We start from the raw sequence: 15,394 nt of genomic DNA on the forward strand, positions 1-15,394 counted from the left end.
GCCGCGAACACGCCTGCTCGGAGCCTCCTACAGGCGGCGCCGCGCCTTGCGCGCACGCCGCACCAGCGCGGCCGTGCCGAGCAGCGCGACCGTCGCACCCGCGGCGCCCGCAGCTGTCGCGTCCTTGCGGCCCAGGCGGCGGCCGGCGACCGTGTGGCGCCCCTCCACCTCCTCCAGCAGCGCGGCGAGGACCTCCTCGTTCGTCCACTGGGGCCGCCAGCCGGCGTCGTGGAGGCGGCTCACGCTGACCACCCAGGGGTGCATGGTGTACGCCAGGTCCCCGGCCGGGGACGGGGTGAGCCCGATCCGGTGCAGTCGGGCCGCCGCGCCCAGGGCGACCGCCGAGGGCAGCTCCATCCGGCGGATGCCGCTGAGCTCCTCGACCTCCTCCTGCTCCAGCCAGCCGTCGCAGCCGACCGCCAGCTCGCCGTCCACCTTCTCCAGCGCGGCGTACTCCAGCGCGCTCACCAGGTCCTCGACATGACAGAACTGCCAGGTGGGACGGGATCCGGCGACCACAAGGAGCCGTGGCGACTCGAAGTAGCGGGTCAGCGCGGTGTCAGTACCGCCCACCAGGACGGCGGGCCTTACCACCGTGACGTTGAGCCCGGGGTGGGCGCGCGGCGCGCGGCGGCTCAGACGTTCGATCTCCAGTAGGTCGCCGACGCCCGTGGCCTCGGCGGTGGCACGCAGTTCCGCGTCCTCCGACAGGGGGATGTCGTTGTCCGGCAGCGCGCCGTAAACCATCGCCGACGTGCACAGGACGACCCGGTGGACACCGGCCGCCGCAGCGGCGGTCAGTACGGTCTGTGTACCGCGCACGTTGTACGCCGTACGGGCGGCGGAGTCGGTCTCCAGGTCGAGGTCGAGCGCCAGGTGCACGACCACGTCCGCGCCGCGCAGTTTCTCGGCGATGGCCGGATCCCGCACGTCGAGAATGTGCCACTGCGCCTCGAAAACCTCGCCCCGGCGCTCGTCGATCGCGATGACCTGCTTGATCTCCTCGGACGCGGCGAGACGCCGGGTGAGCAGTTCGCCGACCCCGGAGGCGGCGCCGGTGACCGCGACGACGGGGCCACGGCCGGCCGACCCGCGGCCTGAGGTCGGGGTTGAGGGGTTTCGCGCTGCGCGAACCTGCGGATCTGGGGAACTCACCAGGCGTCTCCAGCGGTTGTCTTCAGTACGAACGCGAATGACGCGTGCGCACCAGGTGGCGTCCATCCTGCCGCAGGCCAAGAGTCGGCGGAGCACCCGAGCCCATATGGGGCCCGGATGTCTACGCTGGGTGGTGTTGTCGGGCATTCGCCGTCGGCAGGAAGCCGGCGGCCCTACGAGCCGAGGAACCCCGTGAGTGACACCCCATTCGGATTCGGCCTTCCGCCGGAGGAGCCGGAGAACGGCGACGAGGGCAAGAAGAAGGATCCCGCCGGAGGTGGCCAGGGCTCCGGCGGGCCGTCACCGACAAACCCTTTCGGTTTCGGGGAAGGCGCGGACAATCCGTTCGCCGCGATGTTCGGCTCCCTGAACCCCAATGACCTGGGCGCGGCGTTCCAGCAGCTCGGCCAGATGCTGAGCTACGAGGGCGGTCCCGTGAACTGGGACATGGCCAAGCAGATCGCGCGCCAGTCGGTCTCCCAGGGCACACAGGACGGCACCAAGGACAGGAGCGTGGGCCCGGCCGAGCGGACCGCGGTCGAGGAGGCCGTGCGCCTCGCCGATCTGTGGCTGGACAACGTGACGTCCCTGCCCTCCGGCGCGAGCACCGCCGTGGCGTGGAGCCGCGCGGAGTGGGTCGAGGCGACGCTGCCCGCGTGGCAGCAGCTTGTCGATCCGGTCGCCGAGCGCGTCGGCCTGGCCATGGGCGATGTGCTGCCGGAGGAGATGCAGGCCATGGCGGGCCCGCTGATCGGCATGATGCGCTCCATGGGCGGCGCGATGTTCGGCCAGCAGATCGGGCAGGCCGTGGGCGTGCTGGCGGGCGAGGTGGTCGGCTCGACCGACATCGGCCTGCCGCTCGGCCCGGCCGGCAAGGCCGCGCTGCTGCCGCTGAACATCGAGACGTTCGGCAAGGACCTCGGTGTGCCGAAGGAGGAGGTGCGGCTGTATCTGGCCCTGCGCGAGGCCGCCCACCAGCGTCTCTTCGCCCATGTGCCCTGGCTGCGGTCGCATCTGTTCGGTGCGGTAGAGGCGTACGCCCGCGGGATCAAGGTCGACACGAGCAAGCTGGAGGACGTGGTCGGCCAGTTCGACCCCTCGCACCCCGAGCAGCTGCAGGATGCCCTCCAGCAGGGCATGTTCCAGCCCGAGGACACCGCGGAGCAGAAGGCGTCGCTGGCCCGTCTGGAGACCGCGCTCGCGCTGGTCGAGGGTTGGGTGGACGCGGTGGTGCACGAGGCCGCGTCCAGGCGGCTGACCTCGGCGGACGCCCTGCGCGAGACGCTGCGCAGGCGGCGCGCCTCCGGCGGTCCCGCCGAGCAGACCTTCGCGACCCTCATCGGCCTTCAGCTGCGTCCGCGCCGGCTGCGGGACGCCTCGCGGCTGTGGGCCTCGCTCACGGACGCGCGGGGTGTGGACGGGCGCGACAGCCTGTGGGAGCACCCGGACATGCTGCCGACGGCCACGGATCTGGACGACCCGGACGGCTTTGTGCACCGTGAGCAGCTCGACTTCTCGGAGCTGGACAAGATGCTCGGCGAGGCGGCGGGCGGCGGAAAGCCGAACCTCGACAAGGACAAGGGCTCCGGCAAGGACGACCAGGGCGCCGAGGGTGACAAGGACGACGAGGGCGACAAGGACCAGTGAGCCTGCATGACGACGCCGCTTTCGTACTGAAGAGCTACGAGCATCAGGAGGAGCTGCGACAGCTCTATCTCGACCATCTGGCAGCGCACCCGGACGGGATGTGGAAGGCCTGCGAGGCCGGGCATGTCACGGCGAGCGCGCTGGTCGTCGAATCGGAGCGCGGGCGGGTGCTGCTGACGCTGCACAAAAAGCTCGGCATGTGGCTGCAGATGGGCGGCCACTGCGAGCCGGATGACGCGACCCTGGCGGACGCCGCTCTGCGCGAGGCCACGGAGGAGTCCGGGATCCGAGGGCTGACGCTGCTGCCCGGCGGTCCCGTGCGGCTGGACCGGCATGCGATTCCGGCGCCCTGCCACTGGCATCTCGATGTGCAGTACGCGGCGTTGGCGCCGGCCGGGGCGGTCGAGGAGATCAGTGATGAGTCACTGGATCTGCGCTGGTTCGCTTACGACGAGGTGGCGGACGTTGCCGACGAGTCGGTCGTGCGACTGCTGGAGCGTACCCGCGCGGCACTGTGACTGAGCACGGGTAAGGGGCGGTCTCCACGGAGACCGCCCCTTACCCGTGCTCTCACCCGTGTGTCCTTGCTCGTCAGCTCCAGGCGTTGTTCTGGTTCTGGGCGTGGGCGCCCTGCTGACCCATGCCGTACTGCGCGCGCAGGCCCTGTCCGATCTCCGCGGCCTGTGGCGGCATGACCTCGCTGGGCTGCACAAGCGCGAAGCCCTGGCCGAGGAAGCTCAACTCCCAGCCCTCGCCGGTGTTGCCGCGCCTTCGGCGCACGCCGGACGAGTGCGTCTGCGCCTGCATCTGGACCCGAAGTGCGGAGGACCAGGCGACGATCGCGTCGGCGTCGACACTGACGTACTTGTCCGGCGTGACCTGCATCATCAGCGGCTGGCCCGAGGTCATCAGCGCGACCTTGCCGCGGCCGGAGATATTGAGCTGGTACTTACCGGAGCCAGAGATTCCGTACTGGCTGTCCACCGCTATGACCTCGGTGTGCAGCGTGGAGTCGAGCGCCAGGACGTAGGCGCTGTCGACCGTCATGCCCTCCTGGTCGACGTCCACGACATGGACGTACTGCGCGAGGTTGGCGAAGTAGACAGTGCCCTGCCCGGAGCAGCGCATCAGGTCCAGGCCCTCACCGGTGTTGGCGCGGGCCCGCCGCTGATTGTTCGTCTGGTACTCGCCGTCGAAGTCGACAAGCCCCTGGTACGCGACCATGGCGCCCTTGCGGGCGAGGATGTCGTCATGACCGGTCAGCGCAACCCGCAGCAGTTGCGGGTTCTGCACGACGTACCGGTCCTGGGACTGCTGTTCCGTGTGGCTGAAAAGCGGACTCTGCATGATGTGTTCTCGCTCCCCCTTCAGTGCCGGATCCGCAGGCGGTCGGTACTGTCCTCGCTCGGCTGTACGACGACGATGCCCTGGCCCGAGAAGGCCATCTGGTACGCCTCACCGCTGCCCCGCCCGACGAGCGAGGAGGCCTTGAAGCTGCGCTTCCCCTTCACCTTGAGGTTCGGGGACCAGGCGACAAGGGCGTCCGGGTCGACGTATGTCTCGTCCTCGCCACGACCGCAGTCGACGACGATCGGGGTGCCGCGAGAGGTGAGGGCCACCCATCCGGTGCCCGAGATCTCCACGTTCCACAGGCCCTGGCCGGCGAACTTCGCCATGCCCTTGACCTTCTCAACGCCCCACTGGAGGTGCGCGTCGAAGGCCAGCAGATTGGTGCCGTTGACCGAAAGCGAATCGTTGTTGAGGTTGATGACGACGACGTCCGCGCCGTAGTCGGCGAGGTACAGCAGTCCGTCGCCGGAGCACTTCATGATGGGCGTGCCTTCACCGGTCACCCACTGGGAGGCGATCTGGCGGACGGCGGGCGGGTTCGGCTCGTACTGCACGAAGCCTTCATAGGCGACCATCGAGCCGGTGCGTGCGAACAGGTCCTGGCCACTGGCCATGGCGACCTTGAGCATGGTGCGGCCGTGGTTCTCCATCCTGGCCGCGGTCGGGGTCGGGGCGAAGCCCGCGAGTTGCTGGTTCATTTCTTCGGGCTCCCTCAGACCTCGTACGGCTGGACGACGATGAAGTTGCCGGGGGCGCCCCGGAACTGGAGGTTGACGGTCTCTCCGCTGTGCCCCGGGTACGCGTTGCGCCGCAGCCGGACCTGACTGGAGAGGATCACCTGGGACGCCGACGACCAGGCGACGACGGCATTGCAGTCGGCGAAGGTGGTCGGTGTGACCGGGAGGACCACGGGGATACCGTGGGTCTTCACGATGACCGTGCCGGTGCCCTGGAACTGCATGGTGAACAGGGCGCCGCCGGGAATGCCGTGGCCTTCGATCCTGCGGACCTCGTGCTGCAAGGACTCGTCGAACGCGAGGACGTTCTCCGCGGACACGCAGATGCCGTCACCCTGCAGCTCGATGGAGTGCAGATGCGCGCCGTCCTCGGCGAGGAAGACCTGGCCGCGGCCGGAGCAGCGCATCAGCTGCATCTCCTGGCCGGTCGCATTGCCGACGATACGCCCGGCGAAACCGGCGCCCTTGTAGCTGAAGTCGACCTTGCCCTGGTACATCACCATGCTGCCCTGGCGAGCGAGGACGGGCGTGCCGCCCATGGTCAGATCGACCCGCATGAGCTGCTGGTTCTGCGGGGTCCAGCGCTGGCCGGTGGGAGTTTCGCGGTAGGGCTGCAGGGCGGCCTGCAGACCGGCGCCGGTCGGTGGGGCTCCCTGGGGAATGCCCTGCGGGACGCCCGGAAGCTGCTGTCCGTACGGGGATGGTGCCTGCTGTCCGTACGGCGAAGGCGCACCCGGCGGGGCCTGCCCCGGCATCTGGCCGGGGACTTGGCCCGGCACCTGGCCGTACTGAGGCGGCTGGGGCGGCTGTCCGTACGGCGTCATGGGAGCAGCGATGGTGGGCGCGGCGTGCATCTGCGGGTTGGGCTGCGCAGGGGCGGGGGCCGGCGCCGGGGCCTGGGCGGCCGGCGCTCCGAAGGAGGGCGCGGGCTGCGGCACTTGGGGCATTTGAGGCGCAGGTGGTGCGGCCGGTGCGCCGAACGCCGGGGGCGCGGTGGCCTGCGCGGGCGGTCCGAAGGACGGCGCGGCGCCCTGTGGCTGCTGCGCGGCCGGCTGCTCTTCGGCGACCTCGCCGCCGAAGTTCTTGAGCAGCGCGTCGAGTCCACCGTCGAAGCCCTGGCCGATGGCGGCGAAGCGCCACACGTCCTTCAGGTAGAAGTCGCCGAGCATCACGGCTCGCTCGGTGGTGAACTCCGAGCCGCTGAAGGCGTACCGTACGACCTCTTCGCCACCCGCGACGATGCGGATGTAGCCGGGGCCGACGTTCGACATCTGCCCCGCGCCGTCGATCGTCGCGGTGAAGGAGAGCCGGTGGATGTTCGCCGGAATGCGGTCGAGAGTGACGCGGAAGGACTGGGTGTCACCGGCCTGCGCGCCGAGCAGCTGGATGGACTCCTCGGGCGACTTCGGCTGGTTGAAGAAGATGAAGTACCGGTCGTCCGAGAGCTGCTCGTTGGCGTCGAGTCCGAAACAGCTGATGTCGAAGGTCAGCCCAGGAGCGGCGATCTGCACACCTACGTACAGATCCGTTCCGGGCGTGAGGTCACTGATCTTGGCCTTGTGGCCGCGTTGGAATTCCCTGGCCATGCGTAACGACCGTCCCCCATCCCGAAATGTGAATGCGTCGCGTCAGGCTAACGGCTGCGTACGACATTGAGCCAAGCCGGTACACATTCGGTACAGGACCGTCGACAGTTACTCTCCGCGCGATGCGGGCAAGTGCGGCAGCCGGTCGGCGGCGACGACGCCCTCTAGATAGCCCCGCGCCCGCTCGGTGCGGGGATACGCCTCGAGGAGCCGCCAGAACCGCGGCCCGTGCCCCGGCACGAGGAGATGGGCGAGCTCATGGACGAGCACATAGTCAACGACGTACTCGGGCATCCCCTGCAGGCGGTGCGAGAGTCGGATGCTGCCCTCGGCCGGGGTGCAGGAACCCCAGCGGGTGTTCTGATTCGTCACCCATCTCACGGATGTCGGTCTTGCGCGTCCGTCGAAGTACTGAGCGGACAATCGCTCCGCGCGCTCGGTCAGTTCGGCGTCACCAAGGACGCGCTTGCTCTCCTGGGCGGCGAGTTTGTCGAGCATCACGCTGACCCAGCGCTGCTCCTCCGCCTCCGACATGCGGGCGGGGATGAGCACGATGGTCCGGTCGCCCTCCCGGTAGGCCGAGACCGTTCTGCTGCGCCGGGCGCTCCTGCGGACCTCGACCGCGCTCGTCCCCGATCCGCGGGGCGGTCGGTTTGTCGCGCTGCGCTGTTGGCTTCCGGCGCTGTGCGGTGGGCCCTCGCCGACAAGGCCAGGGGGTGGGGTCTCCCCAGCGAAGCGAGTGGACGGATCGACGGACACGCCCCGACGTTACCCGCTGTGAGTGGGGGAAGTCCCGCCTCCGGGACGGGTCGATCTTGATCCACTCCATGGCTTGCACCATTTGAACGACTAATACCCGGTGCCTGTGGATAACTTTTCACACACGTCGACGAGACCGTGCATTCTGACAACAGATCAAGCGGAGATATCCGGCACCGCTCAACGGTGGAAGTGGACGGGGGAAGTGGATATGCATCCGATGGTGAAACCTGCCCTCAGGCGGGCATGGCGGGAGCGGCAGACCGTGCAGTTCGGGGTGACTCCCGCGCATGCGGTGATGGTCGGCCCGGTGGACACGGCGACAGGCGCCCTGCTCGAGCTGCTGGACGGGACTCGAGGGCTGCCGCTGCTGCGGGAGGAGGCGCGGGCGATAGGACTGCCGGACGGACAAGCGGACGCCCTGGTGAAGCGGTTGACGTCGGCAGGCCTGCTCGACGATCCGACGGCGGGCGGTCCGGCGGCCGATGCGTTACGGGCTCGGACCGGCGCTCTCGACCGGCTGCGCCCCGATATGGCATCGCTCTCCGTTGTCCACCCGGAACCGGGCGGCGCTGCGGCGCGCATGGCGGCCCGGCGGGCGATGCGCGTCCAGGTCCGGGGCGCGGGCCGGGTGGGCGCGACGATCGCCGCGGTGTTGTCCGCCTCCGGGGTGGGCGGGGTCGAGGTGCTGGACGGCGGGTGTACGGAGCCGTGGGACGTGGCGCCCGGCGGGCTGCCGCCGGAGGCGGTCGGTGAGCGGCGCGACACGGCGGCCCGGCAACTGGTGCGGCGGCGGGCGCCCGACCGCCCGCCACGAGCGGCCGAGTCGGCGGCGGGTTCGGGCACGGGCGAGCCCGGCCTCTCACTGGTCGTGGCGGCGCCACGGGACGGGCTGGAGGCCTACGCGCCCGACCCGGCAGCGGCCGAGGACTGGATCGCCACCGGGACACCCCATCTGTACGCGGGAGTTGTGGAAGCGACCGGACTGGTGGGGCCGCTGGTGCTGCCCGGCGGCACGCCCTGCGCCGGCTGTCTGGAACTGGGCCGGGCGGACCGCGACCCGGGCAGGGCGAGGCTGCTCGCGCAGTGGCGCTCGGGCCGCCGGCGCAACGCTGTGCCGGCCTGCGATGTCGCCCTGGCCACGGCTGTGGCGGGATTGACCGCGGCGCACGCGCTCTCGTTCCTCGACGGAGAGCTGCCCGCGAGTACGGGAGCGCGGTGGGAGGCGTCACTGCCGCTGCTGGAGTGGCGTTCGGAGAGCGTCACGCCCCACCTCGACTGTGTCTGCAGCGCGTCGGGGAAGAGTGAGAGGGAGCACACCTCAGGATTCCACCCGCTGCACGAGACAATGGCCGGGTAACCGCCGTCAAAGAAGTAACGCCGTCAGGCACACGCGGCACGGCTGTCTGGGATTTGGAGGGGCTCATGTCTGATCTTCCCCGGAAGGCGGTCACCCGGACCGCCAAGTTGGCCGCGCTGCCACTGGGCTTCGCCGGGCGTGCCACTTGGGGTCTGGGCAAGCGGATCGGCGGGAAGTCCGCGGAGATCGTGGCCAGGGAACTGCAACAACGCACGGCGGACCAGCTGTTCAAGGTGCTCGGCGAGCTCAAAGGGGGTGCGATGAAGTTCGGGCAGGCCATGTCCGTCTTCGAGTCGGCGCTTCCCGAGGAAATCGCCGGCCCCTACCGCGCGGCCCTCACCAAGCTCCAGGACGCGGCACCGCCGATGCCGACGCGTACGGTCCACGCGGTCCTGGCCGAGCGGCTGGGCGAGGAGTGGCGCGAACTGTTCCTCAGCTTCGAGGACAAGCCGTCGGCCGCCGCCTCCATCGGCCAGGTGCACCGGGCGGTGTGGCACGACGGGCGCGAGGTCGCGGTGAAAGTGCAGTACCCGGGCGCGGGGGAGGCATTGCTGTCCGATCTGACGCAGCTCAGCCGCTTTGCCCGGCTGCTGGGTCCGCTTATCCCCGGCATGGACATCAAGCCGCTGATCGCCGAGCTCCGTGACCGGGTGTCGGAGGAGCTGGACTATGAGCTGGAGGGACAGGCGCAGCGGGAGCATGCGGCGGAGTTCGCGGACGATCCGGATGTGCTGGTGCCGGATGTGGTGCACCAGTGCGACCAGGTGCTGGTGACCGAGTGGATCGACGGGATCCCGCTTGCCGAGGTGATCGCCGACGGCACGGACGAGCAGCGGGACCGGGCGGGCCAGTTGCTGGCCCGCTTCCTCTTCTCGGGCCCGGCCCGCACGGGGCTGCTGCACGCGGATCCGCACCCGGGAAACTTCCGGCTGCTCCCGGAGGACGACGGCGAGGGCTGGCGGCTCGGGGTGCTGGACTTCGGCACGGTGGACCGACTGCCCGGCGGACTGCCGTCGACCATCGGCGAGTGTCTGCGGATGACGCTGGCGGGTGAGGCCGAAGGGGTCTACGAGCTGCTGTGCCTCGAAGGCTTCGTCAAGGAGGCCATAGAGCTCGACCCGGAGGCGGTGCTCGAGTATCTGGTGCCGATCATAGAGCCGGCGGAGTTGGAGGAGTTCACCTTCACCCGGAGCTGGATGCGCACACAGGCAGCCCGGATCGCGGATATCCGGTCTCCCGCACATCAGTTGGGAAAGCAGCTCAATCTGCCGCCCTCCTACCTGCTGATCCACCGGGTGACGCTGAGCACGATCGGGGTGCTGTGCCAGCTGAACGCGACGGTGCGGCTGCGGGACGAACTGGAGTCGTGGCTGCCCGGTTTCCTGCTGGAGGACGAGGAGGACGTCACGGCGATCGAGGCGCAGGCCTGAGGGGCCGGCGCCGAGGACCGGGAGCGCGACAACAGCCGGCGGTCAGCGGGAGGCGGTCACCACCAGGCCGAGTCGAGCCTGCCCTCGATCGCCCTGATGTTGGCGCGCGCGCAGTCGTCGCAGAAGAAGTGACGGGTGCCGTTCTCCACGGAGCAGGTCCAGGTGGGCGGTGGTCCCTCGGCGACGGCGCCGCAGTGGGAACACACGATGCTCTCGGGACCCGGCTGCACAGGGTGAGGAGTCTGCTGCTGATCCACGTCGTGACGATAGCCCCGTCGGGCACGGGTCGCGGGGACAACGCACCGCGGGGGCCGGTCCGTTCGGACCGGCCCCCGGGTCAGTGTGTGCTGTCAGTGCCTTGACCGCGGTCAGTTCATGACGGCCATGGCCAGTGCGCGGCGGGCACGCATCGACGCGCGCTCGGCACGGCGCTGCATCCTCCGGGCGGCGATCAGGCGCACGGCCTGGCGTTCCGCTTCGGCTTCCCGCAGGCGATCGTGCATATGCGCACGCGCCATGGCTTCTGGGATGAGTTGCATCTCACGGGTCCTGTTCTGGCGCGAGGCGTTCGCGCCGCTGGTGGTGACGTCCGGGGTGGCGGAGCCAGACGGCTCGCTGGTGGAAGAGGTCATTGGGGCCAGCTTCTGGGGATCGTGCGTGATGGGTCGGTCGATCGTTCCGGTGCGCAGCGGGGGTTTGGCCGTCCCCCAGGAAATGACACTCATGCCATGACCGGGTTCTTGCGCGGGCGACCACGCGGCCGCTTGCGGGCGACGACCACACCCTGGACGAAGAGCTCTCCGCCCCAGACGCCCCACGGCTCACGCCGCTCCTTGGCGCCCGCAAGGCAGGCCTCCATCAGCGGGCAGGTACGGCAGAGGGACTTGGCGTACTCGACATCAGCCGGCGACTCGGCGAAGAAGACCTCCGGGTCATACGAACGGCAGGGGACGGGTACGCCCAGGTTCTCGATGGCGTCGTCGAGCGCGGTGAGCGTAGTGAGCGGAGTCAAGGTGGAGTCCTCCGTGAGGGCGGGCGGGGGGAACGTCTCGGAAGGCGGTACGGACGGGGCGTGCGCTTCGAGTTGCACGGTGGTGTCGTTCCTCGTCTGGTCGGTCCGGCCTGTTGGCCGGGTGTCGGCTTGGTACCGGGTGCTTCATGTCCCGAGGCCCCTTCGCTCCGTCCGCCCCGTTCGGGGAAAACAGAAGGGCCGCGGATCCCGGGTGGGGTTCCGCGGCCCTGAAGGCGCCGGCCTGATCTGGATCAGGCTGGATCACTCCAGGGTTCGAGCCCACGGAAGGCCCACATCGTGTGGTGCTGCGTCTGCTGCTTCTTGGTGCCGGCACTGGCTGCCGCAAAGGCATAGGCGCGAGCCTTTGCCGCTGCTACTGCTGCTTCCAGTGCCTTGGTCGGTCGCTCATTGCGCTCCCGGACGGGGAGTCCACCCAGACCGGAGACCGGAAGCACGGCAGAGATGCCGGACACACCGGTGCCGTTGAACGCCGCGGAGAAGCCGAGCGAGCAGGCGGAGACGACCGAGCGATCGGTCATTTTGGCGGTGCTGATGAAGCTGGTCTTGATGCTGATCACTGGAATCGCCTCCTCTCGGCGTCTAGAGGACCGGCCGGGGCCAGTCACGCGTATTCGGATAAGTACAGCACGAGGACAGGGCTTCAGAGAAGTCGCTGTTCCCGTGGTTAAGAACCTATGGGGCTTGCTGGGGCAGGCGCAAACTATTTTTTCGACGAGTTTGTATCAGTCCTCTTCGTCGGCCCCCTCGACCTCCTGACCTGCACAAATGGTCAGGACATCGGCTCCGAAACGCTCAAGTTTGCGTCCACCGACACCGGCGATCTGAGCCAACTCCCCATCGCTGCCCGGCACCGTCTCGGCGATCGCCATCAGAGTCTTGTCGGTGAAGACGCAGTACGCGGGCTGGCCCAGCTCCTTCGCCTGGTCCGAGCGCCACTCGCGAAGGCGCTCGTACAGCGCCTCGTCCATGTCGGAGGGACAGTCCTCACAGCGTGTCAGTTTCATCTCGCCCGCGTCGGTGAGCGTCTTGCCGCAGACCCGGCAGAGCACAGGGCCTCGGCGTTTGCGGCGGCCGGCGCTGCCTCGCTCGATGCCGCCGGCACCGCCCGCGGCGCCTGCGCCGGGTGACACGGAGCCCGGCCGCATCCCGTTCAGGAAGCGGGTGGGACGGCGGGAGGCGCGGCCGCCGGGTGAGCGGGACAGCGCCCAGGAGAGGGTGAGATGGAGCCGGGCGCGGGTGACGCCGACATAGAGCAGTCGGCGCTCCTCCTCGACCTGCTCGTCGGTCTTGGCATAGGTGATCGGCATCATGCCCTCGGTGAGGCCGACAAGGAACACGGCGTCCCACTCCAGGCCCTTCGCCGAGTGGAGCGAGGCGAGAGTGACGCCCTGGACGGTGGGGGCGTGCTGGGCCGCGGCGCGCTCGTCCAGCTCGGCCACGAGATCGCCGAGGCTCGCGTCCGGCTTGACCCGTACATAGTCCTCGGCGAGGCGGACGAGCGCGGCAAGGGACTCCCAGCGGTCGCGCACCGCTCCCGATCCGGCGGGCGGCTCGGTGGTCCAGCCCTTGGTGGAGAGCACCGCCCGGACCTGGGAGGGGAGGTCCCCGGCGTCGTCGAGCAGGGAGTCGTTGCCACCTGCGCGGGCCGCGCCGCGCAGGGCGACACCCGCCTCCCGCACCTCCTGGCGTTCGAAGAAGCGCTCGGCGCCGCGCAGTTGGTAGGGGACTCCGGCGTCCGCGAGCGCCTGCTCGTAGACCTCCGACTGGGCGTTGATCCGGTAGAGCACGGCGATCTCACCGGCCGGGACCCCTGCGGCGATCAGGTCGCGGATACGGCGGGCGGTGCCCTCGGCCTCGGCCGGTTCGTCCGCGTACTCGGTGTAGGCGGGGTCGGGGCCGGCTGCGCGCTGTGAGATCAGTTCGAGGCGGTGCTCGGCGGCGCGACCGTGGGCCTGGCTCAGCAGGCCGTTGGCGAGATGGACCACCTGGGGGGTGGAACGGTAGTCACGGACCAGCTTGACGACGGTCGCACCCGGGTGGCGGGTACGGAAGTTCAGCAAGTGGTCGGGGGTGGCGCCGGTGAAGGAGTAGATCGTCTGGCTGGCGTCGCCGACGACACAGAGGCTGTCGCGGTCGCCGAGCCACAGGTCGAGCATCCGCTGCTGGAGCGGGCTGACGTCCTGGTACTCGTCCACCACGAAGTGGTGGTACTGACGGCGGATCTGGTCGGCGATGTCATGCCGGTCCTGGAGGATGCCGACCGTCAGGAGCAGGACATCCTCGAAGTCGATCACCGAGCGATCGCGCTTGAGCTGTTCGTACATCCCGTAGATCTGGCTGATCTCGGCCGGATCACGCGGGGCGTCGCGGTTCGATTTGGCGACCGCTGCCGGATAGTCGGCGGGCACGGTCTGAGTGACCTTGGCCCACTCGATCTCGCTCGTGACGTCCCGCAGCTCATTTCGGTCGAGGCGGATGCGGCAGCGGGCGGAGGCCTCGGCGACCAGCTGGACCTTGCGCTCGAGGAGGCGGGGCAGATCGCCGCCGACCGCCTTCGGCCAGAAGTACTGGAGCTGGCGCAGCGCGGCTGAGTGGAACGTACGCGCCTGGACGCCGCCCGCGCCGAGCTGGCGCAGTCGGCCGCGCATCTCACCCGCGGCTCGGTTGGTGAAGGTGACGGCCAGCACAGTGGCGGGCTGGAGTATGCCCGCGCGCACTCCGTACGCGATGCGGTGGGTGATCGCGCGCGTCTTGCCCGTGCCGGCGCCTGCCAGCACGCAGACCGGACCGTGCAGGGCCGTCGCCACTTCGCGCTGCTCGGGGTCGAGCCCGTCGAGCACCGCGTCCGCCGACTCAGGGACCTGCGGGAAAAGGGAGGAGTGCGTTGCTGCTGTCACACCGCCATGCTGCCAGGTCGGCAGAGATGGCTGTGACGGTTGTCCACAGGGGGCCGGGTCCGGTCGTACTAATGCGGGAATGGCGGCCGGATCACGTACGTTCTACGCCGTGCGAACACGCACCGAGCGAACTCGCACGGAGCACGCATCGGGCGAATTCACACGACCGAGACGAACGAGACATAGGAGCGCGGGAAACCATGCAGGGGACTGTGACGATGTACAGCACCACGTGGTGCGGCTACTGCCGTCGGCTGAAGAGCCAGATGGAGCGCGAAGGCATCGCGTACAACGAGATCAACATCGAGCAGGACCCGGATTCCGCGGCCTTCGTCGAGAAGGCCAACGGGGGCAACCAGACCGTCCCGACCGTGCTCTTCGCGGACGGTTCGACGCTGACCAACCCCTCGCTGGCCCAGGTCAAGCAGAAGATCGGCGTCTGAGCAGGGACCGCTCAGACCACATCTCCGGGCTTCGGCAACGGCTTGCCGTACCAGAGCTCGATAAGGCGGGCCGCAATCGAGATCCCATAGGGAGGCAGCACCTCCCCGGACTCGAATGCGGCCCGCAGGTCGTCCCGGGAGAACCAGCGCGCCTCGTGGATCTCTTCGCCGTCGACGTTGATCTCGGAGGACGTGGCCCGCGCCATGAAGCCGAGCATCAGGCTGGACGGGAAGGGCCAGGGCTGGCTGGCGATGTACTCGACGTCGCCGACTGTGACGCCCGCTTCCTCGAAGACTTCGCGGCGCACCGACTGCTCGATCGACTCGCCCGGCTCGACGAAGCCGGCCAGCGTGGAGAAGCGCCCCTCCGGCCAGTGCACCTGGCGGCCCAGCAGCGCGCGGTCCTCCTCGTCGGTGACGAGCATGATCACGGCGGGATCGGTACGGGGGTAGTGCTCGGCCCCGCATGCCTGGCAGCGGCGGATATGGCCGGCGGCCGCGATGACCGTGCGCTCGCCGCAGCGTGAGCAGAAGCGGTGCAGCCGCTGCCAGTTCTCCAGCGCGACGGCGTGCACCAGAAGTCCCGCGTCGCGCGGGGAGAGCAGCAGTCCGGCCTCGCGCAGGCCCGCGGCGCGGGCCGACTGGTCAATGCGGCCGGGCAGGGCGTCCTTCTGCAGCGCGAAGTAGCGCACACCGTCCTCGTCGGTGCCGAGGAAGTAGCGGTGGGTCTCGGTCACGGGAGCCTCGAAGGCCGGGGTCATGACCAGTTCGGTGCGGCCGTCGGGGGTGTCGTCGACCAGCGCCTGGCCGCCCGAGACCACGAACACCCGGGTCGTGGGGTGGCTCCACGCCGCCGCCAGCCAGGCCTCGTCGAGTCGGTGGTGCGCCTCGCGGTCGATGCCGCTCGGAGCGGTGAGACCGATCGGCGCGTCGAGATCGATCGGACGGTGTGTGATGTCGTTGCTGGTGGTGCTCACAGGTACTTCCAACTCCCCCG

General features: G+C 69.5%; 16 protein-coding genes. 5 read left to right on the forward strand and 11 right to left on the reverse strand.

All coding sequences use genetic code 11. From position 1 onward, the window contains the following. Positions 1–27 precede the first annotated feature (27 nt). Positions 28–1,155 (reverse strand): SDR family oxidoreductase, encoded by a 1,128-nt coding sequence (locus J7E87_RS18565; RefSeq protein WP_215095347.1) that lies wholly within the window; start codon positions 1,153–1,155, stop codon positions 28–30. Between the two features lie 192 nt (positions 1,156–1,347). Here J7E87_RS18565 and J7E87_RS18570 point away from each other — a divergent pair, with 192 nt between their 5' ends. Then, positions 1,348–2,802, forward strand: coding sequence for a zinc-dependent metalloprotease (locus tag J7E87_RS18570; protein ID WP_215095349.1), 1,455 nt, complete (start codon positions 1,348–1,350; stop codon positions 2,800–2,802). Next, positions 2,799–3,320 (forward strand): NUDIX hydrolase, encoded by a 522-nt coding sequence (locus J7E87_RS18575; protein WP_215095351.1) that lies wholly within the window; start codon positions 2,799–2,801, stop codon positions 3,318–3,320. The genes J7E87_RS18570 and J7E87_RS18575 overlap by 4 nt, the downstream gene beginning before the upstream one ends. 73 nt (positions 3,321–3,393) lie before the next feature. Here the strand turns inward: J7E87_RS18575 and J7E87_RS18580 are convergent, their stop codons facing one another. From J7E87_RS18580 to J7E87_RS18595, 4 genes are all read right to left on the reverse strand, one after another. Then, positions 3,394–4,149: an AIM24 family protein gene (locus J7E87_RS18580; RefSeq protein ID WP_215095353.1), complete on the reverse strand. Its 756-nt coding sequence runs from the start codon at positions 4,147–4,149 to the stop codon at positions 3,394–3,396. Positions 4,150–4,169: 20 nt separating this feature from the next. Then, entirely contained in the window at positions 4,170–4,850 is a 681-nt protein-coding gene (locus tag J7E87_RS18585) for an AIM24 family protein (protein ID WP_215095356.1), read from the reverse strand. A gap of 14 nt (positions 4,851–4,864) precedes the next feature. Beyond that, positions 4,865–6,475, reverse strand: coding sequence for a TerD family protein (locus tag J7E87_RS18590; RefSeq protein WP_215095358.1), 1,611 nt, complete (start codon positions 6,473–6,475; stop codon positions 4,865–4,867). Between the two features lie 108 nt (positions 6,476–6,583). Further along, complete coding sequence (locus tag J7E87_RS18595; RefSeq protein ID WP_215095360.1) at positions 6,584–7,234, reverse strand: M48 family metallopeptidase; 651 nt, start codon at positions 7,232–7,234, stop codon at positions 6,584–6,586. Positions 7,235–7,445: 211 nt separating this feature from the next. Between J7E87_RS18595 and J7E87_RS18600 the strand changes: the two genes are divergently transcribed. Both J7E87_RS18600 and J7E87_RS18605 read left to right on the forward strand, forming a co-directional pair. Continuing rightward, positions 7,446–8,594, forward strand: coding sequence for a ThiF family adenylyltransferase (locus tag J7E87_RS18600; RefSeq protein ID WP_215095362.1), 1,149 nt, complete (start codon positions 7,446–7,448; stop codon positions 8,592–8,594). Between the two features lie 65 nt (positions 8,595–8,659). Further along, positions 8,660–10,024 (forward strand): AarF/ABC1/UbiB kinase family protein, encoded by a 1,365-nt coding sequence (locus J7E87_RS18605; RefSeq protein WP_215095364.1) that lies wholly within the window; start codon positions 8,660–8,662, stop codon positions 10,022–10,024. Positions 10,025–10,080: 56 nt separating this feature from the next. Here the strand turns inward: J7E87_RS18605 and J7E87_RS18610 are convergent, their stop codons facing one another. The 5 genes from J7E87_RS18610 to J7E87_RS18630 all read right to left on the reverse strand — a co-directional run bounded on the left by J7E87_RS18610 (position 10,081) and on the right by J7E87_RS18630 (position 13,954). Beyond that, a complete protein-coding gene (locus tag J7E87_RS18610; protein WP_215095366.1) occupies positions 10,081–10,281 on the reverse strand; it encodes a hypothetical protein in 201 nt (66 codons plus the stop codon). Positions 10,282–10,392: 111 nt separating this feature from the next. After that, positions 10,393–10,749 carry a hypothetical protein gene (locus J7E87_RS18615; protein WP_215095368.1) on the reverse strand — a complete coding sequence of 119 codons (357 nt, stop codon included), beginning with the start codon at positions 10,747–10,749 and terminating at the stop codon, positions 10,393–10,395. Continuing rightward, positions 10,746–11,114: a WhiB family transcriptional regulator gene (locus J7E87_RS18620; protein WP_215095370.1), complete on the reverse strand. Its 369-nt coding sequence runs from the start codon at positions 11,112–11,114 to the stop codon at positions 10,746–10,748. The genes J7E87_RS18615 and J7E87_RS18620 overlap by 4 nt, the downstream gene beginning before the upstream one ends. A 173-nt stretch (positions 11,115–11,287) precedes the next feature. Further along, positions 11,288–11,614: a hypothetical protein gene (locus J7E87_RS18625; RefSeq protein ID WP_215095372.1), complete on the reverse strand. Its 327-nt coding sequence runs from the start codon at positions 11,612–11,614 to the stop codon at positions 11,288–11,290. Positions 11,615–11,779: 165 nt separating this feature from the next. Then, the gene (locus tag J7E87_RS18630; protein WP_215095374.1) at positions 11,780–13,954 is read right to left on the reverse strand and encodes an ATP-dependent DNA helicase UvrD2; all 2,175 of its coding nucleotides are present in this window, start codon (positions 13,952–13,954) and stop codon (positions 11,780–11,782) included. Between the two features lie 200 nt (positions 13,955–14,154). Between J7E87_RS18630 and J7E87_RS18635 the strand changes: the two genes are divergently transcribed. Continuing rightward, on the forward strand, positions 14,155–14,397 hold the full coding sequence (locus J7E87_RS18635; RefSeq protein ID WP_215095376.1) for a mycoredoxin: 243 nt from the start codon (positions 14,155–14,157) through the stop codon (positions 14,395–14,397). 11 nt (positions 14,398–14,408) lie between these two features. Here J7E87_RS18635 and nudC read toward each other — a convergent pair whose 3' ends face one another. Continuing rightward, positions 14,409–15,374 (reverse strand): NAD(+) diphosphatase, encoded by a 966-nt coding sequence (nudC, locus tag J7E87_RS18640; protein ID WP_374195192.1) that lies wholly within the window; start codon positions 15,372–15,374, stop codon positions 14,409–14,411. Between the last annotated feature and the right edge of the window lie 20 nt (positions 15,375–15,394).

Origin of the sequence: Streptomyces sp. ISL-1, assembly GCF_018614585.1 — a bacterium.
GTDB classification, from domain to species: domain Bacteria; phylum Actinomycetota; class Actinomycetes; order Streptomycetales; family Streptomycetaceae; genus Streptomyces; species Streptomyces maoxianensis.